Consider the following 25,898-nt stretch of genomic DNA (forward strand, 5'->3'; position numbering starts at 1 on the left):
GTGCATCACGCGAGTTATGTGCGCGTGCCAGGCGTCTTGTGTCGGTCACCTGACCATTAACAGTGCGGATCGCTATATCGCGGGCGGCTCGAACGCGACCGCGGCGCCGGTCCGGTGCGACTCGGCCACCGCCTCGAGCAGCCGCATGCAGCGGAGTACCTGGGCATGCGTCACGATCAGCGCCTCGCGCCCGTCGACCGCGGCGAGCACGTTGCGGTAGAAGTCCGAGACGTCGGTCTCGACGCGCGGCAGCTCGAGGAACTCGACCGACTCGTCGTTGGTGACCAGCGCCGCGAAGTCGACGGCCCGCGGCGCCATGGTCTTGGTCATCCCCGCACCGGCGACGATCGGCGCGGCATCGGCCTCCGACCGAGTGTTCCGGTGCAGCACCTTGCCATGCATCTCCCAGTCGTCGATGGTCGCCGTGCCCGTGGCGCTGGCGGCCACCCACTTCGGCAGCGGGATGTAGGACGTGGTGGAGACGTCGACCACGACCTCGACGCCGTTCCCGAAGGTCATCAGGAGCGTGAAGCCGTCGTCGACGGTGTGTCCGAGCACGTGGCTGAGACGGGCGTAGACCGCGACCACCGGCGCGTCGATCATGACCAGCAGGCGGTCGACCAGGTGGACACCCCAGTCGAGCAGCATCCCGCCGCCGTTCTCGGGGAGCGCCCTCCAGTCGGAGGGGATGCCGCGCGAGCCGTGGACGCGGCTCTCGATCCGGGTGATCGGCCCGATGGTGCCGTCGTCGTAGAGCCGCTTGATCGACAGGTAGTCCTCGTCCCAGCGGCGGTTCTGGTGAACCGCGAAGACGAGCCCGCGAGACTCGGCGAGCGCGATGACCTCCTCGAGCTCCGCGCTGTCGAGCATGGCCGGCTTCTCGCAGATCACATGCCGGCCGGCGCCGAGCGCCGCGAGCGCGATCGGCCGATGCGAGTCGTTCGGGGTGCAGACGAAGACCATGTCGACGTCGGGGTCGGCGAGCGCATCCTCGAGGTCGGCGTAGACGTGCAGGCCGTCCTCGCGGGCGTAGCCCTGACGGACCGGGTCGATGTCGACGGCCCCCGCCACGCGCACGCCGCCGAGCGCGCGCAGCTTCGCGGTGTGCGAGATCCCCATGGTCCCGTAGCCGACGATGACGATGCTGTGCTCCATGGATCCGTCCTCCTCGACGGCCGCGATGGCGGGCCCGATCCCGCACGGGACCGGGCCGACCCGCCCCCATCAGGACGGGCGGGCGACCCTCGCCCGCGTCCTCCCTCGAGGGAGGCGGGGGCGAGGGTCGCGACGAGCGTCAGAAGGTGACGGGCTCGCCGGACTCGGCGGACCGGTAGATCGCGTCGAGGATCTCGGTCACCACGCACGCCTGCTCGGGCAGGACGTACGGATCGGTGTCGTTCAGGATCGCGTCGACCCAGCGGCGGCACTCCTCGGAGCCCATGATCACGAAGCCCGAGTGGTGGCCCGCCTCCGCTCCGAAGAAGGGCGGCGCGACGTCGGGCTGCATGCGGGTGAGCTCGTTGCCGACAGGGCCGTTGACGGTCACCTGGTGGTCGCTGCCGACCTGGTTGGTCTCGACGCCGGCCTCGGTGCCCACGAGCTCGACGCACGACTCGCGCCCCTCCTTGACGTTCAGCGCCCACGCCGCCTCGAGGAAGATGGTCGCGCCGTTCTTCATCTTGATGAACCCGAACGCAGAGTCCTCGACCTCGAACTTCTCGGGGTCCCACGGGCCGGCGAGGTTGCCCTGCGGCTTGTCGTAGAGCTTGTGGTACTTCTGGCCGGTCACGGACTCGACCTCGTAGTTGCCCATGTACCAGAGGGTGAGGTCGAGAGCGTGGGTGCCCAGGTCGATCAGCGGGCCGCCGCCCTGCTTGCTCTTGTCCATGAAGCAGCCCCAGATGGGGACGCCGCGGCGGCGCACGGCGTGGGCCTTTGCGTGGTAGATCTCGCCCACGCGGCCGTCGTCGATCACGTCACGGATGAACTGGTTGTGGGTCGCGAAGCGGTACTGGTAGCCGACCGTGAGCTTCTTGCCGACGCGCTTCGCGGTGTCACGCATCAGGCGCGCCTCCTCGCCCGTCACGGCCATCGGCTTCTCGACCATGACGTGCTTGCCGGCCTCGAGCGCCGCGACCGTGAGCTCGCAGTGCGAGGTGTTCCACGTGCAGATGTGGATGACGTCGAGCGACGGGTCCTCGACCACCTTCTTCCAGTCGGTGGTGACGTAGTGGCCGTCGTCGCCGTACTCGTCTGCGGCCTTCTGCGCCCGCGCCTCCTCGAGGTCGCAGAACGCGACCAGCTCGATGCGGTCCTTCTGACTCTTGAGACCGGGAAGGTGCTTCTGGGTCCCGATGAACCCGAGGCCGATGATGCCGACCCTGAGCTTCGCCATGGCTGTTCTCCTTTGAATCGCTGTGATGCGCTGCCCATCCCACGCGGGTGTGGGTACGGCTCGATCATATGTCGTTGTTCGGCATAAGTCAAGTAACACAACGCCGTTAGTAGGTCGGGGTCTCGTCAGATGGCGCGAGAAACGCCCGAAGCGTCCGCGACTTGTGCGCATCGCCCGCTTGACTTATGATGATGCTCGTCAGAAGTCGATAGTGCGATGCCGCATTCCCCAGGAGGAGCCCCCATGCCGGACACGACCACCTCGAGCGACCTGCTCGCGGTGCTTCGCGACGGCCGGTCACGCACCAAGACGGAGCTCGCCGAGGCGACCGACCGCTCGCGCTCGACGGTGACCGCGCACCTCGCCAAGCTGGTCGAGGGAGGCATCGTCACCCAGCTGGAGCGGACCGCGGCGACCAAGGGACGTCCGTCGATGCTGTACGCGCTCGCCGCCGACGCCGGCGTGATCGTCGCCGTCGAGCTGGGGGCCCGACACGCGCTCGTCGCGCTCACCGATCTGGCCGGCGGCGTCACCGCGCACCACCGGATCGTGGTCGACGTCGTGGACGGGCCCGAGCCCGTGCTCGCAGCGATCCTCACCGAGGCGCGCGACCTCCTGGCCGCCGCCGGGCGCCCGGAGTCCGACGTGGCGGGATTCGGCATCGGCATCCCGGCGCCGGTCGAGCTCGCGACCGGCCTCCCGGTCAGCCCGCCGTTGATGCCGGGCTGGGACCGCTTCGACATCCGCGCATACGTCCGGCTGGTCTTCGACGTGCCCGTGATGGTGGACAACGACGTCAACGTGATGGCCGTGGGCGAGGGCATCACCCACTGGGTCGCCGAGCGGGAGATGCTCATGATCAAGGTCGCCACCGGCATCGGCGCGGGCGTGGTGGTCAACCAGCGGCTCGTGCACGGCGCCGACGGCGCCGCAGGAGAGATCGGTCACATCAGAGTGTCCGCGGCCGGCGACCGCGTCTGCCGCTGCGGCCAGACCGGCTGCCTCGAGTCCTTCGCCAGCGGGATCGGCATCGCGCGCACGCTCGCCGAGCAGGGCGTCGACACGGACGACGGCCGTGACGTCGTCGCGCTCGTGCGCGCGGGCTCGATCGAGGCGACGCGCGCGGTGCGCGAGGCCGGGCGCGCGATCGGCGAGGCGCTGGCCACCTGCATCAGCCTCATCAACCCCTCGGTCATCGTGATCGGCGGCTCGATCGCGTCCGTCGGCGAACCGCTGCTCGCCGGGATCCGCGAGGTGGTCTATCAGCGGTCACAGCCGCTGGCCTCGAAGCAGCTGCGCGTCGTCGCCGCCACCGACCTCGAGCTCGCGGGCGTCACCGGCGTGTCCCGGCTCGTGCAGAGCCAGGTGTTCCATCTCGCCGGGCTGGGCGCACGGCCCACCCCGGCCACGCAGCGAAGGAGCTGACATGCAGATCGGCCAGGACGAGCATCGGGCAGCGCTCGGCGTCGACATCGGGGGCACCAAGATCGCCGCCGGGGTCGTCGACGCCGGCGGCCGGATCGTGCGGCGCGCGGAGGTCCCTACACCTCGCGGCGCCGATGCGATCGACCGCGCGACCGCGGACCTGTGCCTGTCGCTCGCCGCGACGCACCCGGTCGAGGCGGTCGGCATCGCCGTCGCCGGCCTCGTCTCCTCGGACCGCGAGACCGTGATGTTCGCGCCCAACATCCACTATCGGAACCACCCCATCGCCGCACGCGTGCGGGCGCTGCTGGACGATGCGATGCCCGTGGTCGTCGAGAACGACGCGAACGCCGCGGGCTGGGCGGAGTTCGCCCACGGGGGCCACGGCGCGAGCGACATGCTGATGCTGACGATCGGCACGGGCGTCGGCGGAGCGATCGTCGCCGACGGACGCCTGCTGCGCGGAGGCTGCGGCGCGGGCGCCGAGGTGGGTCACCTGCAGATCGTGGCCGAGGGCGAGGAGTGCGGCTGCGGCCAGCGCGGATGCTTCGAGGCGTACGCCTCGGGCACCGCTCTCGAGCGCCACGGCGTCCGCGCCGTGGAGGACCGCGCCCCCGGCGCGGAGCGGCTCACGGAGCTCGCCCATGCCGACGGTGGCCTCCGCGGCCGGCACATCGCCCAGGCGGCGGCCGAGGGGGATGCCTTCGCGTTGGGCCTTCTCGACGATCTGGGCGAGTGGATCGGCCGTGGCGCGGCGAGCCTCGTCGCCGTCGTCGACCCGGATGTGATCGTCATCGGCGGCGGCGTGGCGTCCACCGGAGCGCCGCTGTTCGCCGGCATCGAGCGCGGTCTGCGCCGGCACCTGACGGGCGCGGACCACCGCCCGTTCCCCCGCATCGTCCCGGCGACGTTCGGGAACGAGGCCGGGATCCTCGGTGCCGCCGACCTCGCTCGTGCGGCGGTCCTCACGCCCGCCTGACGGGTCCCGCCCCTCGACCGTGGGGCGCACCGCTCCCCGAGGAGTTCCCATGCCCCGCGCGACCGCGCACCGCTCGCTCATCACCGCCCTCTTCATCGTCTCCCTGCTCGGGGCGATGAACGTGACCATCGTCAGCGCCTCGCTCGCCACGATCGTCGGCGACCTCGGCGGTCTCGAGCACATCGCCTGGGCCGTCACCGCGTACACCCTCGCGGGCACGGTGATGATCCCCGTCGTCGGCCAGCTCGGCGACCTGCTCGGACGCCGTCCGGTGCTGCTGGGGTCGATCGTCGTGTACACGATCGGCTCGCTCCTGTGCGGTCTCGCGGACTCGATGCTCACCCTCACGCTCACCCGCGCGCTGGCGGGGGCCGGAGGAGCCGCGATCGGGCTGCTTCCCCAGACGATCATCGCTGACGTGTTCCCGCCCCGGGACCGAGCGAAGTGGGCGAGCCTTCTCGCGTCGGTGTTCGGGATCGCCACGGTCGCGGGGCCCGCGATCGGCGGGATCGTCACCGACACGCTCGGGTGGCGCTGGATCTTCTTCCTCAACCTGCCGTTCGCGCTGGTGGCCCTCGCGCTCGCGTGGCGCAGCGTCCCCCAGATCCGCGAGGAGCGGGTGACCCGCCTCGACTACCCGGGAGCCGCGCTGGTCGGGGTCGCCGTCACCGGCCTCACCCTCCTGGCGACCCTAGGCGGACGGGCGTGGGCGTGGACGTCACCCCCCGCGCTGCTCACGGCCGCAGTCTCCGTCGCCGCGGCCGTCGGGCTCGTGCTGGTGGAGCGCCGCGCCGCCCAGCCGATCGTGCCGTTCCAGATGTTCCGTGCGTTCGGGGTGCGGCCCGCCATGGTGCTCGCGGTCACCACCGGCGCCGGCATGCTGAGCCTGGTCTCGTACCTGCCCGCCTACGCGCAGATGCACTACAACACGTCGACCGTCGTGGCGGGCATGGTGCCCGTCGGCATCACCGTCGGGCTCATCATCGCGTCGAACACGACCGGCCATCTGGTGAGCCGCACGGGCCGCTACTGGGCCTACCCCGTCGTGGGCACCATCATCGGCGCGACCGCCCTGCTGCTCGCGGGGCTCACGTTGCCCAGACTCCCGCTGTGGCTGCTCGCCGGCCTCTTCGTGCTGGTCGGGCTCGGGACCGGCACCTTCCTGCAGCTGTCGGTGGTGCTCATCCAGAGCAGCGCGCCGCGCCGCTTCCTCGGGGTCGCGACCTCGACCACCAACCTCTTCCGGCAGATGGGGATCACGCTCGGGACCGCGATGGCCGGCGGGTTCCTCGGCGCGGAGCTCGCGCGCCGCCTCGCCGACACCTCGCTGCCCGACGGAGTCTCCGCATCGTCCCTCACGCCGGCCGTGCTCGCGGAGGCGACCACCGAGGTGCGGGCGGAGATCGCGGCGGCCTACTCCGGCGCCATGGCGCCGATCCTGCTGGCCGCGGGCGGACTGTACGCCTGCGCGATCGTCGCGGCGGTGGTGCTGCCGCGTCATCTGCTGGACGTCGAGCCGGCGAGGGCCGACGCCGACTGACCCGCACGCATCGTCCGCGGCGCGGCACGACGAAGCGGCGCCGGGGGCCCAGGCCCGCCGGCGCCGCCGAGGAGGAGCGTCTACTGGTTCGAGAACGCGGAGTCGAACGATGCGCTGGGCAGGTTCCACAGCAGGCCGCGGATGTAGCCGACGGCCTCCTTGGCACCGTGGAGGCGATCCATCCCGGCGTCCTCCCACTCGATGGAGATCGGGCCGGTGTAGCCGATCGCCGAGAGCGCGCGGAACGAGTCCTCCCATGGCACGTCGCCGTGCCCGGTCGAGACGAAGTCCCAGCCGCGGCGGGGGTCGCCCCACGGCAGGTGGGAGCCCATGACCCCGGCACGGCCGTTGTGCGGCCGCATGCGGGTGTCCTTGCAGTCGACGTGGTAGATCCGGTCCTTGAAGTCCCAGATGAAGCCCACGGGGTCGATGTTCTGCCACATCATGTGGGACGGGTCCCAGTTGAAGCCGAACGCCTCCCGGTGGCCGATGGCCTCGAGCGTGCGCACCGAGGACCAGTAGTCGTAGGCGATCTCGCCGGGGTGCACCTCGTGCGCGTACCGCACCCCCTCGGCGTCGAAGACGTCGAGGATCGGGTTCCAGCGGGCGGCGAAGTCCTCGAATCCTGCCTCGATGACCTCGGCGGGCACCGGCGGGAACATCGCGACGTAGGGCCAGATGCTGGACCCCGTGAACCCGACCACCGTGTCGACGCCGAGCTTGCGAGCGACGCGAGCCGCGCGCTTCATGTCCTCCGCCGCGCGCTGACGCACGCCCTCGGGATCGCCATCGCCCCACGTGTAGGGACGCAGGATCGCCTGGTGGCGGAAGTCGATCGGGTCGTCGCACACCGCCTGGCCCGTGAGGTGGTTCGAGATCGCGTGGACCGTCAGTCCGTGCGCGTCGAGGATGTCGAGGCGGGACTGCAGGTACGCGTGGTCCTCGTCCGCGCGCTTGAGGTCCAGATGGTCCCCCGACGCGGCGATCTCGAGGCCGTCGTAGCCCCACTCCGCGGCCAGCCGCGCGACCTCCTCGAACGGGAGGTCGGCCCACTGTCCGGTGAACAGCGTGACGGGGAGGCGGGACTCCAGGGCGCTCATCGTGCCACCTCCTGCAGGAGCGATCGGGCGATCAGGTCGTGCTGCTGGCGCACCAGGGCGATCGGGTCGACCTCGCCGAGGTCCGCGAAGGCGTGGCCCTCGTACTCGGAGGACCAGAAGCCCTGGTACCCACCCTGCATGAAGATGCGTGCGAGCGCCGGGTAGTCGATCGACGGCTCGTCGCCGTGCGCGTCGATGTCGTAGAACTTCGCGTGCACGTGGAGGATCTGCGGCATGATGTCGAGCCATTCCTCGACCGGCACCGTGCCCTGCATGTTGAACGCGAGGCGGTTGAACGGGGCGAGCGACATGGGATCGATCCCGCGGCCGGTGAGGTACGCGGCGAACTCCTCCTGGCGCTCGAACATCGACGCGTCGGTCGCCCAGATCTGCTGGAGGCGGTCGAGCGCCGCGGTGTCGAGCCCCATCCGGCCGAGCGCCGTGAGCAGCACCGGAGCCATCGCGCGCATGGTCGACGAGAAGTCGGCGACGAAGCCGAGCAGCGGTGAGTCGAGCTCGGCGTAGGTCTCTCGCACCTCGAGGATCTTGGGCGAGTTGGGGCCCTCGGGTGCGTGGATCTCATACGCCATCTTGAGCTCGAGGTCCTCGGCCAGCGGCAACAGCCGGCGCAGCAGCTCGGGCTTCGCGCTCTGGATGCGCACGAGCGGGAAGCCCAGGCGCTTCGCGCCCTCGAAGAGTGTCTTCGAGAACTCGAACTCCTCGTCGGGCGTCATGTCGCGGTCGCGGCGTCGTCCAAGGTCGAGGTTCGCGCCGAACGAGCTGGCCTCGAAGCCGTGCTTGTCGAAGATGCGCTCCCAGTTCGTCGCGAACTCCTCGGTCACGACCGGATAGTCGCGCAGGCTCTGCGACGCGACGATCTCGATGCCGGGCCCGATCCCCGCCTCCGCGACGCGGTCGAGCAGCGTCTCCAGCGTGTACTGGCCCGCCGCCAGCTCCGCGGTGGCCGAGTACAGCGTGGTGCCGAGCTTGAAGGGCAGGTCGGAGCGGTCGACGGGCGCGGGAACCTCGTCGACGCGCAGGGCCGGCGGCGGCGCTCCGAGGTCCACCACCTCAAGGGTGCGCGTCATGCTGACGCGGTTGGGGACGTACAGGCCGGGCTTGATCTGCATGTAGACGATGGTGAGATCGGCGGTGACCTCGACCTCGTGGGTCGTGCCGAGCGCGAGCGGCTCCTCCAGGGTCGCGACGAGCAGCGGCCGCTCCTCGAGGAACCACAGGGTCTCGAAGCGCTCGCGGAGGCCCTCGACGGGGTAGGCCGTGCCGTCGAGCTCCAGGCGCAGGCGGTCGGACGGCACCGGGACGCCGTCGATCGTCAGCTCGAGAGAGTTCACCGCGGACAGCCAGAGGCTCCGGTACCAGGGAAGTTGAAGCGAGACCGCCACGCCGTCCGGGTGGACGCGAAGGCTGGAGTCGTTGATGAGGCTGTCTGACGTGGCCACGATTCTCCTCGTTGAGTACGTTGGTGGGAACAATGTCGATTGTAGCCGTACTTACGTCACTTGTCAACATAAGGGGGGTGCCGCGAGGCGGGCACCTCGCGCCCGGGCCCGCCCGGCGCAGGGGGTCAGGCGTGCGGAAGCCTCTCTCCGCCATGCCAGACCTCATGGATGCGGACGGTGACGAACCGCCACCCGTCGGGGGTCCGACGCAGCGTGCAGTCGTACCACCCAGCCCCGTCGGCATGGCGATACGTGTCCCCGTCGAGGCGATGCACACCCATCAGGTAGGAGCGGGAGCGCGCGGTGTCGCCGGCGATCTCGATCGCATGGTTCGCCGAGAGGTGCCAGGTGCCGCGGTACTGGTCGAGGCCCGCGTCCCCCACAGTGTTCGCACGCATCGCCTCGTGCCCCTCGACGCGCAGCCTGTCACCGAGCATGAACACGCCGTCCGGCACGTACAGCGCGAGGTTGACCTCCCAGTCGCGCTCGTCGAGCGATCGGGCGAACTCGATCAGCAGGTCGGAGATCTGCGCCCGGTCGACGAGCCAGCGCAGCTGGTCGGCCGGCTCCGTGGGCGCGACCGAGCGGATCGGGGGGATGCGGGGGGCGGTCTCGGTCACCTGATGTGTCCCATCGCTCGGGTGTGCGGTCGCGTGCGTCAGGACTTGATGCCACCGGCGAAGCCCTGGATGAACTTCTTCTGCGCGAACAGGTAGAAGGTCAGGATCGGGATCATGGAGATGATCACGACCGCGAAGATCAGGTCCCAACGCGACGTCAGCGAGCCCACGAAGCCGTACATGAAGACCGGCAGGGTGGCGGCGTCGGTCCCCTGCAGGAAGATCAGCGCGTTGAAGAAGTCATTCCAGATGACCAGGCCGGTCATGATCGCGACGGTGCCGGTGGCGGGCGCCAGCAGCGGGAAGATCACGCGCGTGAACACCTTGAACTTGCTCGCGCCGTCGATGGTCGCGGCCTCCTCGTACTCGCGGGGGATGGCGCGCACGAAGCCCGCGTAGAGGAAGATCGACAACGGCATGATCATGCCGATGTAGAGCACGATCATGCCCCACTGGCTGCCGATCAGGCCGAGCGAGCGTGCCGACGTGTAGATCGGGATGAGCCCGAGCTGCGGGGGCACCACGATGCCCGCGATGACCAGCGCGTAGACCACGTTGCTGACCTTGGACAGCTTGCGCGCGAGGACATAGGCGGTGATCGAGCCGATCGCCACGAGGCCGGCGACGGCACCCACCGTGATGATCAGGCTGTTCATCAGCCCCTGCCACACCCCGCTGGATCCGGCCTCGCCCATGACCTCCCGGAACGCGTCGAAGGTCGGGGTCTCGGGCCAGGAGATCGCGGGAGTGGTGAGGAGCGCCTGTCGCGGCTTGAGCGCCGTGGCGATCAGGATGTAGAAGGGCGAGAGCATCACGAGCGCGGCGAGCACGACGCCGATCTCGCGGACGAGGGTGAGCTTGGTGTAGCGGAACATCGTCGTTCCTCCTTGTTCTGCTAGTGCTTGCGTCGCGTGATGTACAGCTGGAATCCCGCCGCGACGACCACGAAGAAGGTCAGCGTGAGGGAGAGCGCCGCGCCGTAGCCGAACCGGCCGAACGCGAAGGTCTCGCGGTACACGACGGTCGCGAGGGTGTCGGTCGCCCCGAAGGGCCCGCCGCCCGTCATCGCCATCACCTGGTCGAAGACGCGCAGGCCGTTGACGAGCGTGAGCGTGGTGGCGATGGCCACGGCCGGCTGGATGCCCGGCATCACCACGTGGCGGAACCGCTGCCACATACTGGCGCCGTCCACGGCGGCCGCCTCCTCCTGCTCCTGCGGGACCGTCGCCAGGCCCGCGAGATAGATCACCATGGTGAGCCCGACGTTCTGCCAAATCAGGACGGTCATGATCGCGACGATCGCCCACGTCGGATCCGCGAGCCACGTCCGCTGCCAGGACTCGAGCCCCACGGCCTCGAGCAGCGCGTTGAGCGCGCCCTCCTGGGCGAAGATGAACCGGAAGACGTACGAGACGGCGAGCGAGCTCAGCACCACCGGCGCGAAGAGCAGGACGCGGAGCAGGTAGCGGGACTTGAGCGTGCGGTTCAGCGCGAGCGCGAACAGCAGGCCGATCACGTTGGCGACCACGACGAACACGATCGCGATCACGAGCGTGTTCCTGACCGCGCCCGCCATCTGCGGGTCGTTGAAGATCGCGACGAAGTTGTCGATGCCGACCCAGGTGGCCGGGCCGAGCCCGTTCCAGTCGGTGAAGGAGTAGTACCCGCCGAACGCGGTCGCGAGGTAGTGGATGCAGAACACCATCGCCAGCGCGGGCAGGGCCCACCACCAGGAGCCGTAGTCGCCGGCGTGGAACCGGCGCTGCGCCCGGCTCTCGGCCGGTCGCGGCTGGTGCGGCGCGGCGGGCGGTGCGGACTCAGCTGTCGGCTTCTTGATCGTCATGACGCTCATCCTTCGATCTCCCGGCGTGAGGGGGTCGGACTACTTGTCCCAGGCCGCGTCCATCGCGGCCAGTACGTCCTCGACCGTGGTCTGGCCGGTGAGCAGGCCCTGGATGCCGGCCCCCAGGGCGTTGTAGACCTCGCCGGACGACCACGACTGGTTGGGCAGCGGCAGGTAGTCGGCCTCGGCGATGAAGTCCGCGATCGGCGCGTACGCGGCGGGCAGGTCGGCCGGGTCGAGGTCGCCGACGGGCAGGTTCCCGGACGTCTCGCCGTACGCCGCGAGGTTCTCCGGCTGCGCCATCCAGTCGAGGAACGCGAGCGCCGCGGCCTTGTTCTTCGATCCCGAGGTGAGGGCGAGCGCGTTGTTGACGCTGGCGTACACGGTGGTGGACTCGGCGGTCGCGCCGGGCAGCGCGTGGAGCGAGAACTCGGACCCGGTCTCGGTCGCGAGCTGCTCGGCGGCCCCCGAGGGGATGAACGCCGCGTACGACGTGCCCTGGCCCAGCCCCACCGTGATGGTGCCGAAGTCACCGCCCTCCGCGCCGTCCTGGAAGCAGCCGGCCTCCTGGAGCTCGATGACGGCCTCCAGGGTGTCGTGCCACGCCGCGGTGTCGGCGAACGTCACCTCGCCGGCGGCGCGACGCATGTTCCAGTCGGGGTCCTCGGCGTAGACGCGGGCGCCGGCGAGCGAAATGCCCAGCAGACCGGTGTTCGGGACCGCCGTACCCGCGATGACGTAGACGCTGGCGTCGTCGGCCTGGACATCCGCGCAGGAGGCCAGCAGCGCGCCGAAGTCGTCCGGCAGCGCGTAGCCGGCGGCGGCCATCGCCGTGTCGTTGGCGACCGAGGCGATCACGGTGAGGTCGAGGCCCTGGGCGTAGATCTCGCCGTCGGAGCCGAACAGCGCGGCGCTGCTGGCCGGGACGGTCGACTCTGCGGAGGTCCCCGAGAGCGACTCCAGGAAGCCCGCCTCGGCGAAGGGCAGGAGCGACTGGGGGTTGCCCGCGCCCGGGGTCACGTAGATGAGGTCGGCGGCGTTGCCCGCCTGGAGCTGCGTGCGCGTCGAGTTCGCGTAGCCGTCGCCCGGGAGCTCGACCACCTCGACGGTGCGGTCGGGGAACTCCGCCATGTAGCGCTCGGCGAACTCGACGTGCGGGTTGACGCCCGCCTCGGTCGCCGGCACGGAGATGCTGATGCTCGACCCGTCGACCGTGCCGCCGTCCTCGGGCGTATCCCCGACCGCGGATGAGCAGGCGGCCAGGGCGAGCGCCCCGGCTCCGGCGAGCGCCGCGGCGCGGAACGGACGGGCGAAGGTGAGGGTCATCATGTCAAGCCTTTCGAGACATCGTTGTCGTGGCCGGTGGTCGGGCCACCTCGGCTAAGCCCAAGCCTGACAGCAGTTGCGGCGATTGTCAACATAACTGACGATGTATTGCGACTTAAGCCATGGCGAACGCCGTCTAAAAGCATCAGCGTAGGGGTCGGCGGTCGCCCCGGACGCGCCGATGCCCCGGTGCGCTCGCGCGCACCGGGGCATCGAGATCGGAGAGGGAGGCCGCTACTTGTCCCAGGCCGCATCCATCGCGGCGAGGACGTCCTCCGGCGTGGTCTGGCCCGTGAACAGGCCCTGCACGCCCATGCCGAGGGCGTTGTAGACCTCGCCGTTGGTCCACGCCTGGTTGGGCAGCACGGCGTAGTTCTGGTCCACGATGTACTGCGCGACAGGCTGGTAGGCCTCGGGCAGGTCGTCGGCGGTGATCGGACCGAGCGGGAGGTTGCCCGAGTCGTTCGCGTAGGTCACCAGGTTCTCGGACTGGGCCAGCCAGTCGAGGAAGGCTTGGGCGGCCTCGGCGTTCTCCGCGTCCGCGGTGAGCGCGAGCGCATTGTTGATCGAGGCGTAGATCAGGGTGGTGTCCTCGGTGAGGCCGGGCATGGCGTCGACCGTGAACGTGCCTCCGGTCTCGGTCGCGAGCTGGAACGCGGCGCCCGAGGGGATGAACGCGGCGTAAGAGGTGCCCTGGCCCAGTCCCACGGTGATGGTGCCGAAGTCGCCGCCCTCGACGCCCTCCTGGAAGCAGCCCGAGTCGTTCATCTCGATGAGCGCGTTGAGGGTGTCGAGCCAGCCCTCGGACTCCGCGAAGGTGACCTCGCCGGCGGCGCGCTTGTCGTTCCAGTCAGGCTCGGGCGCGTAGACCCGGCTCGCGGCGACGGCCATCGAGGTCAGACCGGTGTTGGGCACCGCGGTGCCCGCCACGACGAACAGCGACTTGCCGTCGGCGGCGATGTCGCCGCACAGGCCCAGCATCTCGTCGTAGGTGGCGGGCATCTCGACGCCATCCTCGGCCATCACGCCTGCGTTGACCACCGCGGAGACCACGGTCAGGTCGAGGCCCTGGCCGTAGAGGACGCCGTCGACCTCGAAGAGCGACCGGCTCGAGTCGGGAATCGTGTCCTCGGCGCCGGTGCCGTCCAGAGGTGCGAGGAAGCCGGACGCCGCGAAGGGCTGCAGCGCCTGCGGGTTGCCGCCGCCCGGGGTCACGTAGATGATGTCGCTCGCGTTCCCGGCCTGGAGCTGCGTGCGGACGGACTGCGCATAGGAGTCACCCGGCAGCTCCTGGAGCTCGATGGTGCGGTCCGGGAACTCGGCCATGTAGGCGTCGCTGATCAGGACGTACGGGCTGTCGCCCGACTCGGTGACCGGAACGGTCATGGTGACGGTGGAGCCGGCGAGGTCCACCCCCTCGGAGGCCGCGGGCGCCGAGCTCTCCGAAGCGGCCGGGTCGGAGGTCCCCGAGCTGCAGGCCGCCAGCGTGACGGTGGCCGCGAGCGCGAACGCCGCGACACCCGTGCGGGCGAAGGAGTTGCGAGTTGACATGTCGAACCTTCCTAGACGTCGTTGTCCTGTCGCGCGCCGTCGACGGCGTCGCTGACTCCGAGCGTAGAGGATTACGTTGACTTTCGCCATAACGAATTGATTACATCGACATTTCTCCGGCTGATGGGGCGGGAAAGCGGCTTCTATACGTCAGGAGTGGCCCAGCTCCTCCTCGAGCGGGGCGATGACCATCCACTGGATCTGGAACCGATCGGTGAACGCCGAGTAGAGGTCCCCCCAGAACATCGGGGTGGGCGGCATCTCGACCTCGCCCCCGTCGGACAGGGCGGTGAACAGGTCGCGCGCCTCCTCCTCGGTGTCGACCATGAGGTTGATGTAGGTGGTGTTGCCGGGCCGCAGCACGTGCCCCATCGAGGGCATGGTGTCCGACCCCATGATCTGGTGGCCGGCGACCGTCTCGAGCGCGACGTGCATGATCCGCTCCGCCTCTCCCGGGGCGAGCGGCGGCATACCGGGCGAGGGCGGCACGTCACCCATGCGCATGGGCTCGCCGAGGAACTCCCCGCCGAAGATCCCCTTGTAGAACTCGAACGCCTCGAGGCAGTTCCCGTCAAAGTTGAGATACGTCGCGACCGAGGCCATGTCCCCTCCCCAGGGTGCGCCGCGCATCGTCCGGCGCGGTCAGCGCCAGGCTACGTCCGGGCGGGACGATGCGCGCGGGCAGCCAGGCGGGGGACGGCCGAAGCGCGACGGGAGGGTCAAGCGATCTTCTTGCGCAGCCACGCGACCAGGGCGTTCGCATGCCCGTGCCCCATGCCGTGCTCCTCCTTGAGCCACGCGACCACCTCCATGTGGCGGTCGGTCTCGACCCGCGGCTGCGCCAGGTCGATCCACTCCTGCATCGGGCGCCCGTAGGTCTTCTCGATCGACGGGAAGTAGGACACGGGACCCGCCAGCTTCTGCCCCGGCGCCAGCTCCGGGGCGAGGATGCGCTCGCTCATGCCGGAATGGTACGTCCGGACCAGGGACGATGCGCGGGATGGAGACGCGACGACGGCCGCCCCCGACGCTGGGGACGGCCGCCCGTCTGCTGCGGTGCGCGCATGGGCGCGCCGGGTCAGTGCTCGACGCGGCGGTTGTCGACGCGGTGCTCGTCGACGTGCTCGTCGCGGATCTCGCGGTGAGTGGTGTTGCTGCGCTGCGCGTTGACCACCAGCGAGATGATGATCGCGATCACACCGGCGGCGAGCGCGATGTAGCCGACCATCGTGAGGTCGACGGCGTCGATCGAGTCGCGGACGGCGAACGCGAGGATCGCGCCGATGACGATCAGGAAGATCCCGGATCCAAGAGCCATGATGTGTTCCTCCCCTGCTTCCCGCGGACCGCGTCCGTCGCCCCGGACCACCCGGGGGACGGGCGCCTCGAGGGCGCCGGTCCGACGTGGGTGCAACGTCGGCCGGGACCATGCGGGGGTCGCCCTGGCCCGTTTCGCCCTGCTTTTGTCCGCCATCTACCAGGTACTATAGATTTTCAGACGATCGGGAATAGGGTCGCGGCTCAACCCTCGCCACGGGCCTCCTCGCCGCAGGCGTCGACGAGCGCCTGCAGGGCGTCTCGCAGGTCGCCCTCGGCGTACAGCTCGACGTAGGCCTCGTCGGCCTCGCCCGCCTCCAGCCAGGTCTTGAACAGGAAGGTCTTCTTCGACTCGGCGAAGGCGTGGGGCTCGCAGCGCGCGACGCGGATGGAGACCGGCACCTCGAGGCGGCCCTGGTCCGCGGCGAGCGTCGCGGGAAGAGCTCCCTGCTCGGTGTCGACGGCGAAGATCACCGAGCCGGCTATGGCTGTCACCGTGACCGGCACGTCGCGCTGCGCGCGCTCGAGCACCAGCGTGGTCGCGAGCGTGCCGCCCACCGCCTCTCCCGGAGCACCGAGCGCGGGCGCCGCGACGGCGATCGCCTCGTGGGCCGTGCACTCAGCGGCGTTGATCGCCGCCAGCACGTCGGTCGGGACGGCGACCTCCTGCGCGACGCCCGTCCCCTCGACGGCGACGGACAGGGCGACCCGCGCATCGTCCGCCGCGCCGACCCCGGCGGGGCACACGGGTTCCCCGAGCGCGACCCTGATCCGCGCCTCGTGCCCCTCCCACACGCGCACCTCGCGCTCGGTCGCCGGGACGTCCGCGAAGTACCCGCTCTGCAGCGTCGCCGCGGTCACGCGGACCTCGCCCTCGCTCGTCGAGGAGACGCGGACCTCCACCATCCGGTCCGCCTGGAGCGTGCGCGGATACGTGAGCGTCGCCGACGCCTCGAGGGGCGCCGGGGGTTCGAGGGGCGCCGGGGCGGCCGTGTCGCAGCCGGCCCCGGCGAGCGCGATCGCACATCCGGCCGCCGCGAGCCGGCGCCGCGCGCTCACCCGCTCGGCGCCTGATCGCACGAGGCGACGATGTCCTCGAGCGTCGCGAGCAGCTCCCCCTCGGGGCGGATGGTCACCGGCACCGGATCCTCGCCGGGACGGCTCAGCTCGAGGCCGAATGCGAACGCCGTGGTGGTGCTTCCGAAGGGCAGCCCGTCGCAGCGGATCGACGTGATCGTGACGGGCACCTCGAGGCGCTGACCCGTGGCCTCCAGGGTCGCCGGCAGCGCGCCCTCATCCACCGTGACGGAGAACTGCTCGGAGCCTCTGACGGACTCGAGCGTCACGGCCTCCGTGCCGCTGACGCGCACCAAGAGCACGGAGGTGCTCACCGCCGGCGCATCCGACGCGGACACCGAGCCGAAGCTCGGCGTGATCGCGCCGGTGATGGCGGTCTGCCCGCACTCCTCGCCGTTGCGCTGCTCGAACACGTCGCCCTCGACCGCCACCGACTGCAGCACCTCGACACCGTCGACCTCGACCACCAGCTGGAGCGTGGTGGCACCCAGGCCCGCGGGACAGGTGGCGGCGCCCACGGGCACGTTGATCGTGTCCGATGCGCCCGCGGCCACATCGAGCCCGACCTCGACGCCGTCGGTCGTGGTGAAGTACGGCGTCAGGAAGGCCGCGCCGGTGATCCGGATGTCACGGTCGGCCGCGGTGACCGGCACCTCGATCCACCGGCCGCCCGCCTCGGGATCCTCGCCCAGGACGGCGGTCGGCTCCACCACCGGGAACACCGGCGTGGCGGCGCAGCCCGCGATCACCGAGAACCCGAGCACTACCAGGGCGAGCAGTGGAAGACGATGCCGCATGACCTCATTGTGGCGCGGCATCGCCGGTTCTAGGGTGAACGCATGACCGCTCACTACCTGATCAGGCAGCGCATCACGCTCGGCGTCAACCGCTACGAGCTGTGGACCTCCGACGCGAGCTGGGCTCCGGTCACCGAGCTGGCCTTCGCGCAGCAGAAGCGCATGAAGCTCAAGGAGGAGGTGCCGTTCTTCGCCGACGACTCGAAGCAGGCGGTGCGGTTCAGCCTCAAGGCGCGCAACGTCATGGACGTCGCCTCGGTGGTGGACGTCGTCGACGTGGACGGCAGCGTGATCGGGTCCTTCAGCAAGGACTTCAAGAAGTCGCTGCTCATCTCCACCTGGTACGTCGACCAGCCCGGGCTGCCGCGCGCGATCGGCCAGGAGGTCAGCCAGCTGTACGCGATCGTCCGCCGCATCGGCTTCGAGTTCGTGCCCTACGACTTCCTGTTCACCGCGGAGGACACCGGGCAGCCCGTGATGAGCATCGTCCGCAAGTGGGGCGTGCGCGATGCCTACCGGATCACCGTCGAGGACGAGCGCTACGACGCCCGCCTGCTGCTCGCGATGGCCACCGGCCTCGACTTCCTGCAGAACCGCTGAGATGAGCCGCACCGACGCCCCGGCCGCCCCTGAACGGATCGCTCGGCCCGGGCCCGTGGTGGCGCTGGTGGCGCTGACCTGGCTGAGCGCGTTCGCCGCGATCGCTGCGTCGGCGCTGGCCATCGTGGCGCTGGCCGCGATCACCGACCCCGCCGACGCGACGGGTGACGACCGCGCCACGCTGATGGCGGCGGCGATCGTGACCGGCGCGGCGGCAGCGGCCCTCGTGGCTCTGGCGATCGCGCTCTGGCGCGGCTCGAACACCGCGCGGGTGCTGCTCACCGCCGTTCTCGCGTTCCGGATCGTCCAAGACCTGTACGTCGCGTCCTCAGGCGGGAACTGGGCGGCTGCCGCGCCGTCGATCGTCGGGGCGGCGCTCAACCTCGCCCTCGCGTGGAGCCCGAGGGCGAACGCATGGTTCCAGCCTGAGCGCGAGCGCCAGCTCGCCGACGCGCTCGGCCTCGAGCGCCGCACCGTCCGCTGGCGCCTCAAGCGCGCCACGGAGCTCGCGGTGCAGGCGCTCGTGGTGTGGGCCACCATCGGCCTGACCCCCGGCATCTCGGCGGATGGCTGGGCGGCGGCGCTCGGCGCTGCGGTGTCCGTCGCGATCGTGACCTGGCTGCTGCGGCCGCTGTGGCTGAAGGTGGCGAGCCGCTTCGGCTGGGCCGGCGCGCTGGTCGCCGCCTTGCTCGGCAACGCCGTCACCGTTGGCGTGGCGCTGTGGATCGCGCCCGGCGTGGACGTCTCCAGCCCCGGGTGGGCGCTGATCGCCTCGTGGATCTTCGCGGCGCTGATGACCCTGGTGACCTGGCTCTTCACTGCGAGCTCCTACGACTACCTGCTCGTGCATGCCGCGCGCATGAGCCTCGACGACGCGGCCCAGCCCGCGGACGACGCCGAGGGGGTCCTGTTCATCCAGCTCGACGGCGTCTCCGCGCCGCTGCTCGAGCAGGAGATCCGCGCCGGCAACCTGCCGACCATCACCCGGTGGCTGCGGTCGGGGACCCATGCCCGCACCGAGTGGACCGCGGGCATCCCGTCGACCACACCGGCCTCCCAGTCCGGCATCCTGCAGGGCTCCGCCGAGGGGATCCCCTGCTTCCGCTGGTGGGACCGTGAGCTCGGTCGCTTCATGGCCGCCAACCAGCCGAACGACGCCGCCGACATCGAGGCGCGGACGTCGAGCGGGTTCGGTCTGCTCGCCGACGACGGGGTCTCGATCTCGAACCTCTTCTCCGGCGACGCGGCCCGGTCCTACCTCACCGTGAGCGGCCTGCGCAGCGGCGACCGCCAGGTGGGCGCCTCGCGGTCGTACGCCCACTTCTTCACGCACCCCGCGGGCCTCGCGCGCGCCGTTCCCCGCACGATCGGCGAGATGCTCAAGGAGGTGTGGCAGGCGCGACGCCAGGAGTGGCGCGGAGTCGAGCCGCGCGTGCACCGCGGCGCCGACTACGTGGCGCTGCGCGGCGTCACCAACGTGCTGCTGCGCGACCTCAACGTCGCGCTCGTGATCGAGGCGATGATGGACGGCGCCAAGTCCATCTACGTGGACTTCGTCGACTACGACGAGATCGCCCACCACGCCGGCGTCACCCGCCCCGAGTCGCTCGCGTCCCTCTACGGCCTCGACACCGTCCTGCGGACCTTCGAGCAGTTCATCGCGCGCGGCATCGCGCCCCGCGACTACCGCATCGTGCTGGTCTCCGACCATGGGCAGAGCCAGGGCGCGACCTTCCTGCAGCGCTACGGCATCTCGCTGGAGGACTTCGTGCGGGAGCGCACCGGGGGGCGTGCGGTGACGGCGCCGCGGGACGAGGCGGAGGACGGCGGGCCCGCGCGTCTCCTGGTGCGCCAACTCGCCGAGCAGGACTCCGTGACCGGCCGCGTGGCGCGGCGAGCGATGCGGCGCCGGGACGACGCGGGGGGCGAGCAGGACTCGCCCGTCGCCTCCGGTGACGGCCCGGGACTGGCCGTGGTCGGCTCGGGCAACCTGGGCGGCATCTGGCTCACGGACTCCCCGACGCGGCTCACCCTCGCGGACCTCGAGGAGCAGCACCCGGGCCTGATCGAGTCGCTCGCGACGCACCCCGGCGTGGCCTTCGTGGTGGTGCAGGCGGGGACGGGCCCCGTCGCGATCGGGCCCCGCGGCCTCCACCGCCTTGCCACCGGCGAGGTGGAGGGCGAGGATCCCCTCGAGGGCTTCGGCCCGCACGCGCGCCGCGACTTCCTCCACGTGTCGCACTTCCCCTCCGCCCCGGACATCTACCTCAACTCCTCCTACGACGCCTCGCTCGACGAGGTGATGGCGTTCGAGGAGCTCGTGGGCTGCCACGGCGGCCTGGGCGGATGGCAGACGCGGGCGCTGCTGGTCCACCCCGCGGACTGGTCCGTCGACGCCGACCTGGTCGCCGAGGACGGTCACCTCCACACCGCCGAGAACCTCCACCGGCAGCTCGTGAGATGGCTCGAGGGCCTCGGGCATCGGGCCGGGATGCCGTCCGACAAGGAGCGCCACGGGGCGGCGGCTGTCGAGGAGCCGGCGGAATCCCCCTAGAATGGGTCACGCACCGCCGCTCAGGCGGGGCGCGCGGGTGTAGTTCAATGGTAGAACTTCAGCTTCCCAAGCTGATAGCGCGGGTTCGATTCCCGTCACCCGCTCCACCAGCCGAAGGCCCCTCCGCGGAGGGGCCTTTCACCTTCTCGGGCCGCCCGCGACCCAAGCCGTGCGAGATGGAGGATCCGCGCACGGAAACGGCCGCTCGTGCGCACCGATCCTCCATCAGGGCACAAGGCATCCCATTCCACGCGTAGGACCGGCGGCGGCCCAACGGTCCGCGCCCCGCCGATCGTCATCCTTGTATGAGCACCGTGAGCACGCACGCACATCCGCCGCGACCGCTGCTGCGCTGGGCGGCGATCCTCTGCGCCGTGCTCGCGGTCGTGTGGGCGCTCACCGGATGCACGTCGGGCTCGTCGGACTCCTCGGAGGGCGGGGCCGTCGGCGGCGACGCCGCATACGACCAGGGCGCGCCCGCAGAGGCCGAGGACTCCGCGGACGGCAGCACGGCGTCCACCGCCGACACGGCGGGCGAGGACCGTGCGTTGATCGTGACCGGCTCCATGTACGTCACGGTCGAGGACCCCATCGCGGCCGCGGATCGCGCCGCCGCCATGGTCGAGTCCGCGGGGGGCCGGATCGACGCGCGCAGCGAGCGGGCGGCGACCGAGTACGACGGCGGATCCGCGTGGCTCACGCTGCGGATCCCCCAGGAGCGGCTCGACGCCGTGGTCGACGACCTGCGCGGCCTGGGGACGGTCGACGAGTACTCCACCACCTCCGCCGACGTCACCCGCGAGGTCCAGGACCTCGAGGCGCGGATCTCGACGCTGCGCGCGTCGACCGAACGGATCGCGGCGCTGCTCGGCGAGGCCGAGAAGATCGCGGACATCATCACTCTCGAGAACGAGCTCGCGAGCCGTCAGGCCGAGCTCGAGAGCCTCGAGGCCTGGCAGCGCGGGCTCGACGACCAGGTGGCGATGTCCACGATCGAGCTGTCCCTCACCACCGAGCCGGTGGTCGTGGTCGACGATGCTCCGCGGTCGTTCTGGGCCGGGGTGGTCTCCGGCTGGGACGCCCTGGTGGGCTTCCTCACGGGGGCGCTGGTGATCACCGGCGTCGTCCTGCCCTGGCTCGCCGCCGCCGGCGTGATCGTCATCGCGGCCTGGCTGGTGCTCCGCTCGCGGCGCGCCCGGAGGCGGGACGTGGCCCCCGCATCGTCCGAACCGCCGTCCGCCCCCTAGTCTCGGGCGGCCTCGGGCGACGTGGCCGACCGTCCGAGCCGGCGGGTCCCGGCCCACGCCGCGATCACCACGCCCGCGACGATCAGCACGTCGCCGACCGAGAACGTGTTCGCGAGCGGGAGCGGCGCCGGCCAGGCGAACACGTCGCCGAGCCACGGCAGCACCGGGTCCGCGACCACCGCGGAGTTGGCGAACTCGTGCTCCCGGTCGAGACCGGCGGCCTCGATCGCCGCGGCCGAGGCGGGCAGCACCCCGCCGTTGAGCGCGATAGTCACGCCGTTGAGCAGGGCGCCTGCCCCCACGACGAGGACGCCGGGCGCGGCCCTGTTGAGCCACGCGAACACGAGTGCGGCGACGTAGGTGCCGACGTGGAGGATCTCCGCCCACGGCTCGGGCAGCGCGACGTCGATCACCACGATCTGCGTGAGCAGCGCCGCCCACACCAGGATCGGCCAGCGCCAGCTGCGCAGCAGCAGGCCTGCGGGCCAGCGCCCCGCCACGAGCGGGGACGCGACAGCGATCAGGCACAGCGCGAGGATCAGCACCGTCAGGCGCCCTCGCCCGGGACGGCGGCTCCCTCGAGGCGCGCGGTGAGGACCTCGGCGAGCTCGGGACGGCCCAGGTGGTAGCCCTGACCGATGCCGCAACCGAGCGCGCTCAGCGCCTCCGCCGTCGCCTGGTCCTCGATGCCCTCGGCGACCACACGCAGACCGAGAGCGGTCGCGAGCGCCACCGTCGAGCGGGCGATCGCGTGGTCGTGCGAGTCCCGCACCACGTTGCTCACGAAGGACCGGTCGATCTTGAGCTCGTCGACGCGCAGGCGCTTGAGATGCGTGAGCGAGGAGTTGCCGGTGCCGTAGTCGTCGATCGAGATCTCGACGCCCTGGCCCCGCAGCGCGCGCACGACCACCTCGGCGCGGAAGGGATCGGTGAGGATCCCCGTCTCGGTCACCTCGAGCACCAGCGCACCCGGCGGGAAGTCGTGACGCGCGAGGGCCGCCGCGACCTGGTCCGGGAGATCCAGGTCGGACAGGTGGCGGGCGGAGAGGTTCACGGCGATGCGGATGCGGTGGCCCTCCGCATGCCAGGCGGCGGCCTGCGCGAGCGACGTGTCGAGCACGAAGGCGGTCAGCGGCACGATCAGGCCGGAGCTCTCGGCGAGGGCGATGAAGTCGTCGGTCGGCACCAGCCCCCGCGTCGGGTGGGTCCACCGCACCAGCGCCTCCGCGGCGACCACCTTGCCCGAGGCGAGCTCGACCTGCGGCTGGTACACCACGTGGAGCTCCTGGGCCTCGAAGGCCGCGCGGAGATCGGCGAGCAGGCGGAGGCGGTCGACCGTGCGGCGGTCGAGCTCCGGCGCGTACGTGCTCACCCGGTCGCGCTCGACCTTGGCGTGGTACAGCGCGATCTCCGCGTGCTTCATCAGCTCCTCGCGGGTGTCGCCGTGCTCGGGCGCCGTCGCGACGCCGACGCTGGCGCGCATGAGGAGGTCGAGCTCGTCGGTGTGGAGCGGTTCGTCGAGCGCCGCGAGGAGGTCGCGCGCGACACGCTGCGCGGCGTCCACGCCACCCTCGACCACCACCGCGTACTCGTCGCCGCCGATGCGGTAGACGGGAGAGTCTCCCGGAACCCCCGCCTCGAGCCGCTCGGCGACGCTCACCAGGATGTGGTCGCCCACTCCGTGGCCAAGGGTGTCGTTGACGTCCTTGAAGTGGTCGAGGTCGAGCATGACCAGGGAGGTCTCGGGCCGGGTCTTGTCGTGTCGAGCCAGCACCCGGTCGAGCGTCCGTTGCAGCTGGGTGCGGTTGCGCAGGTTCGTCAACGGGTCGTGCGCCGCGTCGTGGGCGTATCGGGCGGCGACGGTCGCCGACAGGTGGGCCGCGACCACGGGCGCGACCAGCAGGATCAGTGCCAGGACGCCGTCGTCGGCGACGACGGCCGCGATGCCGCCGATGCTCACCAGGACGGCGTGGATCAGCAGCGTGAAGCCCTTCTCCTCGCTGAGCACGGTGAGGAAGCGCTCGCGGAACGCGAGCGAGATGACGCCCGCGACCAGCACCCAGTTCACGGCGACCATCACCGCGCCGGCGACCAGAAGCGCCAGGATGTCGCTGCCATGGACCGCCGCGGGTCCGCCGAAGAACGGCACGCCGGTCAGCGCGGCGAACACGGCGCGCGCGGCCATCACGGAGAGCGCGTACTGGGCGGTGTTGAAGAGCGACTTCTTGAGCGGCCGCTTGCTGAGCGCGTCGTCGGTGAGGCTCGCGATCGCCTGGACCACCACGGCGATTCCTCCGCCCGCGACCGCGAGCAGCGCGAGCACGAAGGGCGCCGAGGTCGACAAGGTGCGCACCTCGGAGGTGTCACGGACCAGGCGGACGGGCCGCACCTCGCCGATGATCGCCCCGACGGCGAGCACGAGCGCGGGCCACAGCACCACCTGGCTGAATACGTCGCTCCACGGTGTGAGCACCGTGACCGCGACGATTCCTACGAGCCCCAGCGCCGTGACCGCTGCGACGTAGGCATCAAGAGCAGAGGACGGGCCCGGGCGTGAGTCCCGGGCGCCGTCCTCGCCCACGGCGGGGGTCAGTTCCACTTATACCCGGCGCCGACCACCACAGCGACGGCGACGAGGGTGCCGGCGCTGGCCGACACCTTGACGATCGCGCTGTTCTTCATTGCAGTCCACTTGCTCACTTCGGTCTCCTTCGGTGCGTTGGTGGTGACGACGAATCCGCACCGCCCCGCTTCCCGAGTGCTGAAGGTTCCCGGGACCTGGGGTGGCCGGCGACGCCGCCACCATCTGTATCGGCCGCCACGGCGGCGACCATGACCCATAGTGTCGTCTCGTCGGGTCGCTGAAAAGGGATTCCTCGGGCTTCGTCCGTTATGCGGCTTTTGGCCCCCGATCCCGTCCCGTGCCGGCCGCGATCCCGACCCCGATCTGCAGCAGCGCGGCCGTCAGCAGCATGACCAGCACCGGCGTCCAGCCTCCCGTGAGCTCGCCGAGCACGCCGGCCGCGACGGGCCCGACGGCCGCGAGCGCATACCCGAGGGACTGCGCCATGCCGGATAGCTGGGTCGCCTCGGCGGCGGTACGACCGCGCACGCTCATCAGCGTCAGCGACACGACCAGCGATGCGCCCGACCCGATCCCGGTGATGGCGACCCACACGAGGATCAGGTCCGGAGCGAGCAGCATCCCCGCGAGCCCGGTCACCAGGGTGAGGGCGCCTGCGACCGCCGCCGCCCGCTGCGAGTCGGGGCGCATCAGCGACGGGACCGCGAGCCCGCCGACGATGCCGACGATCTGGAAGACGAACAGGTGGACGCCCGCGGTGTGCTCCGAGTAGCCGGCCGCGACCTCGATGGTCGGGAGCCAGGTCACCAGCACGTAGAACGTCGTGGCCTGGAGCCCCATGTACAGCGTGACCAGCCACGCGGTCGGCGAGCGCCACACGGTGGCGTGCGCGAGATCCGGCTCGGGCACCGCCGCGGCGACGTGGCGCCGACGCGAGCGCACCCACCAGACGACGGTCACCGCGGCCGCGAGCAGCGCCCACGCGCCCAGCGCGAGGCGCCACCCTCCGACGTCCGCGAGGGGGACCGCCACGGCCGCGCCGACCGCCGCGGAGCCCGCGATGAACGCCGAGTAGAGGCCCGTCGCCCAGGACACCCGTCCGGGGAAGTCCCCCTTGACCACCACCGGGACCAGGACGTTGCTGATCGCGATGGCGGCCCCCAGGACGAGCGTGCCGATCCACAGCCCCGCCTGTCCCGTCCACGAGCGGAGGATGATCCCGGCGGTCAGCCCGACGAGCGCCCACAGCAGCGTGCGCTCGACACCACCGCGCGCGGACAGCCGGTGGACTAGCGGCGAGACGACCGCGAAGGCGATCAGCGGCAGCGCCCCAAGGAGCCCGAGCCCTGCCTCTCCGAGACCCAGGTCGTCACCGATCCGCCCGAGCACGGGCCCGACCGCGGTGATCGCGGGCCGCAGGGTGAGCGCGACCAGGAAGATCGCGAGGGCGGCGACGGGCGGCCGCCGCGCGGTCCCGTTCACG

General features: G+C 71.0%; 23 protein-coding genes and 1 tRNA gene. 7 read left to right on the top strand and 17 right to left on the bottom strand.

Translation table 11 applies throughout. The features are described 5' to 3' along the window. Nucleotides 1-72: 72 nt before the first annotated feature. Both QQX13_RS08030 and QQX13_RS08035 read right to left on the bottom strand, forming a co-directional pair. Entirely contained in the window at nucleotides 73-1,155 is a 1,083-nt protein-coding gene (locus QQX13_RS08030) for a Gfo/Idh/MocA family oxidoreductase (protein ID WP_301119228.1), read from the bottom strand. Nucleotides 1,156-1,294: 139 nt separating this feature from the next. Then, on the bottom strand, nucleotides 1,295-2,395 hold the full coding sequence (locus QQX13_RS08035; protein ID WP_301119226.1) for a Gfo/Idh/MocA family protein: 1,101 nt from the start codon (nucleotides 2,393-2,395) through the stop codon (nucleotides 1,295-1,297). A gap of 243 nt (nucleotides 2,396-2,638) precedes the next feature. Between QQX13_RS08035 and QQX13_RS08040 the strand changes: the two genes are divergently transcribed. From QQX13_RS08040 to QQX13_RS08050, 3 genes are read left to right on the top strand one after another with little or no spacing between them, the layout of a single operon-like run. After that, nucleotides 2,639-3,820, top strand: a complete 1,182-nt coding sequence (locus tag QQX13_RS08040) for an ROK family transcriptional regulator (RefSeq protein ID WP_301119224.1) — start codon at nucleotides 2,639-2,641, stop codon at nucleotides 3,818-3,820. A 1-nt stretch (nucleotide 3,821) separates the two neighbouring features. After that, nucleotides 3,822-4,799, top strand: coding sequence for an ROK family protein (locus QQX13_RS08045; RefSeq protein ID WP_301119222.1), 978 nt, complete (start codon nucleotides 3,822-3,824; stop codon nucleotides 4,797-4,799). Between the two features lie 49 nt (nucleotides 4,800-4,848). Continuing rightward, a complete protein-coding gene (locus QQX13_RS08050; RefSeq protein ID WP_301119220.1) occupies nucleotides 4,849-6,339 on the top strand; it encodes an MFS transporter in 1,491 nt (496 codons plus the stop codon). An 80-nt stretch (nucleotides 6,340-6,419) separates the two neighbouring features. Here the strand turns inward: QQX13_RS08050 and QQX13_RS08055 are convergent, their stop codons facing one another. The 12 genes from QQX13_RS08055 to QQX13_RS08110 form a co-directional block, all read right to left on the bottom strand. Continuing rightward, nucleotides 6,420-7,439, bottom strand: a complete 1,020-nt coding sequence (locus QQX13_RS08055; RefSeq protein WP_301119218.1) for a sugar phosphate isomerase/epimerase family protein — start codon at nucleotides 7,437-7,439, stop codon at nucleotides 6,420-6,422. Continuing rightward, nucleotides 7,436-8,899: a C-glycoside deglycosidase beta subunit domain-containing protein gene (locus QQX13_RS08060; RefSeq protein ID WP_301119216.1), complete on the bottom strand. Its 1,464-nt coding sequence runs from the start codon at nucleotides 8,897-8,899 to the stop codon at nucleotides 7,436-7,438. The genes QQX13_RS08055 and QQX13_RS08060 overlap by 4 nt, the downstream gene beginning before the upstream one ends. Before the next feature lie 125 nt (nucleotides 8,900-9,024). Continuing rightward, nucleotides 9,025-9,519: a nuclear transport factor 2 family protein gene (locus tag QQX13_RS08065; RefSeq protein WP_301119214.1), complete on the bottom strand. Its 495-nt coding sequence runs from the start codon at nucleotides 9,517-9,519 to the stop codon at nucleotides 9,025-9,027. A gap of 38 nt (nucleotides 9,520-9,557) precedes the next feature. Then, nucleotides 9,558-10,394 (bottom strand): carbohydrate ABC transporter permease, encoded by an 837-nt coding sequence (locus QQX13_RS08070; protein ID WP_301119212.1) that lies wholly within the window; start codon nucleotides 10,392-10,394, stop codon nucleotides 9,558-9,560. Between the two features lie 20 nt (nucleotides 10,395-10,414). After that, a complete protein-coding gene (locus tag QQX13_RS08075) occupies nucleotides 10,415-11,362 on the bottom strand; it encodes a carbohydrate ABC transporter permease (RefSeq protein ID WP_301119210.1) in 948 nt (315 codons plus the stop codon). Nucleotides 11,363-11,401: 39 nt separating this feature from the next. Then, nucleotides 11,402-12,691 carry an extracellular solute-binding protein gene (locus tag QQX13_RS08080; RefSeq protein ID WP_301119208.1) on the bottom strand — a complete coding sequence of 430 codons (1,290 nt, stop codon included), beginning with the start codon at nucleotides 12,689-12,691 and terminating at the stop codon, nucleotides 11,402-11,404. Between the two features lie 231 nt (nucleotides 12,692-12,922). Further along, nucleotides 12,923-14,239: an ABC transporter substrate-binding protein gene (locus QQX13_RS08085; protein WP_301119206.1), complete on the bottom strand. Its 1,317-nt coding sequence runs from the start codon at nucleotides 14,237-14,239 to the stop codon at nucleotides 12,923-12,925. A 150-nt stretch (nucleotides 14,240-14,389) separates the two neighbouring features. Beyond that, the gene (locus tag QQX13_RS08090) at nucleotides 14,390-14,842 is read right to left on the bottom strand and encodes a VOC family protein (protein ID WP_301119204.1); all 453 of its coding nucleotides are present in this window, start codon (nucleotides 14,840-14,842) and stop codon (nucleotides 14,390-14,392) included. A 116-nt stretch (nucleotides 14,843-14,958) separates the two neighbouring features. After that, nucleotides 14,959-15,201: a DUF4287 domain-containing protein gene (locus tag QQX13_RS08095; protein ID WP_301119202.1), complete on the bottom strand. Its 243-nt coding sequence runs from the start codon at nucleotides 15,199-15,201 to the stop codon at nucleotides 14,959-14,961. A 116-nt stretch (nucleotides 15,202-15,317) separates the two neighbouring features. Beyond that, complete coding sequence (locus QQX13_RS08100; protein WP_301119200.1) at nucleotides 15,318-15,557, bottom strand: DUF6458 family protein; 240 nt, start codon at nucleotides 15,555-15,557, stop codon at nucleotides 15,318-15,320. 203 nt (nucleotides 15,558-15,760) lie between these two features. Further along, entirely contained in the window at nucleotides 15,761-16,636 is an 876-nt protein-coding gene (locus tag QQX13_RS08105) for a hypothetical protein (RefSeq protein WP_301119198.1), read from the bottom strand. Then, nucleotides 16,612-17,430, bottom strand: coding sequence for a hypothetical protein (locus QQX13_RS08110; RefSeq protein ID WP_301119191.1), 819 nt, complete (start codon nucleotides 17,428-17,430; stop codon nucleotides 16,612-16,614). The genes QQX13_RS08105 and QQX13_RS08110 overlap by 25 nt, the downstream gene beginning before the upstream one ends. Nucleotides 17,431-17,472: 42 nt before the next feature. Between QQX13_RS08110 and QQX13_RS08115 the strand changes: the two genes are divergently transcribed. The 4 genes from QQX13_RS08115 (at nucleotide 17,473) to QQX13_RS08130 (ending at nucleotide 21,831) form a co-directional block, all read left to right on the top strand. After that, nucleotides 17,473-18,030: an LURP-one-related/scramblase family protein gene (locus tag QQX13_RS08115; RefSeq protein ID WP_301119189.1), complete on the top strand. Its 558-nt coding sequence runs from the start codon at nucleotides 17,473-17,475 to the stop codon at nucleotides 18,028-18,030. 1 nt (nucleotide 18,031) lies between these two features. After that, nucleotides 18,032-20,584 (top strand): phage holin family protein, encoded by a 2,553-nt coding sequence (locus QQX13_RS08120; protein ID WP_301153067.1) that lies wholly within the window; start codon nucleotides 18,032-18,034, stop codon nucleotides 20,582-20,584. A gap of 33 nt (nucleotides 20,585-20,617) precedes the next feature. Next, nucleotides 20,618-20,691, top strand: a tRNA-Gly gene (locus tag QQX13_RS08125). 207 nt (nucleotides 20,692-20,898) lie between these two features. Beyond that, nucleotides 20,899-21,831 (top strand): DUF4349 domain-containing protein, encoded by a 933-nt coding sequence (locus QQX13_RS08130; protein WP_301153069.1) that lies wholly within the window; start codon nucleotides 20,899-20,901, stop codon nucleotides 21,829-21,831. Here QQX13_RS08130 and QQX13_RS08135 read toward each other — a convergent pair. The 3 genes from QQX13_RS08135 to QQX13_RS08145 form a co-directional block, all read right to left on the bottom strand. Next, on the bottom strand, nucleotides 21,828-22,376 hold the full coding sequence (locus QQX13_RS08135; protein WP_301153070.1) for a DUF5317 family protein: 549 nt from the start codon (nucleotides 22,374-22,376) through the stop codon (nucleotides 21,828-21,830). The genes QQX13_RS08130 and QQX13_RS08135 overlap by 4 nt on opposite strands. 2 nt (nucleotides 22,377-22,378) lie before the next feature. After that, nucleotides 22,379-24,430 carry a putative bifunctional diguanylate cyclase/phosphodiesterase gene (locus QQX13_RS08140; RefSeq protein WP_301119181.1) on the bottom strand — a complete coding sequence of 684 codons (2,052 nt, stop codon included), beginning with the start codon at nucleotides 24,428-24,430 and terminating at the stop codon, nucleotides 22,379-22,381. Nucleotides 24,431-24,721: 291 nt separating this feature from the next. After that, entirely contained in the window at nucleotides 24,722-25,897 is a 1,176-nt protein-coding gene (locus QQX13_RS08145; RefSeq protein ID WP_301153071.1) for an MFS transporter, read from the bottom strand. Between the last annotated feature and the right edge of the window lies 1 nt (nucleotide 25,898).

Origin of the sequence: Demequina lignilytica (assembly GCF_030418375.1) — a bacterium.
GTDB classification, from domain to species: Bacteria; Actinomycetota; Actinomycetes; order Actinomycetales; family Demequinaceae; genus Demequina; species Demequina lignilytica.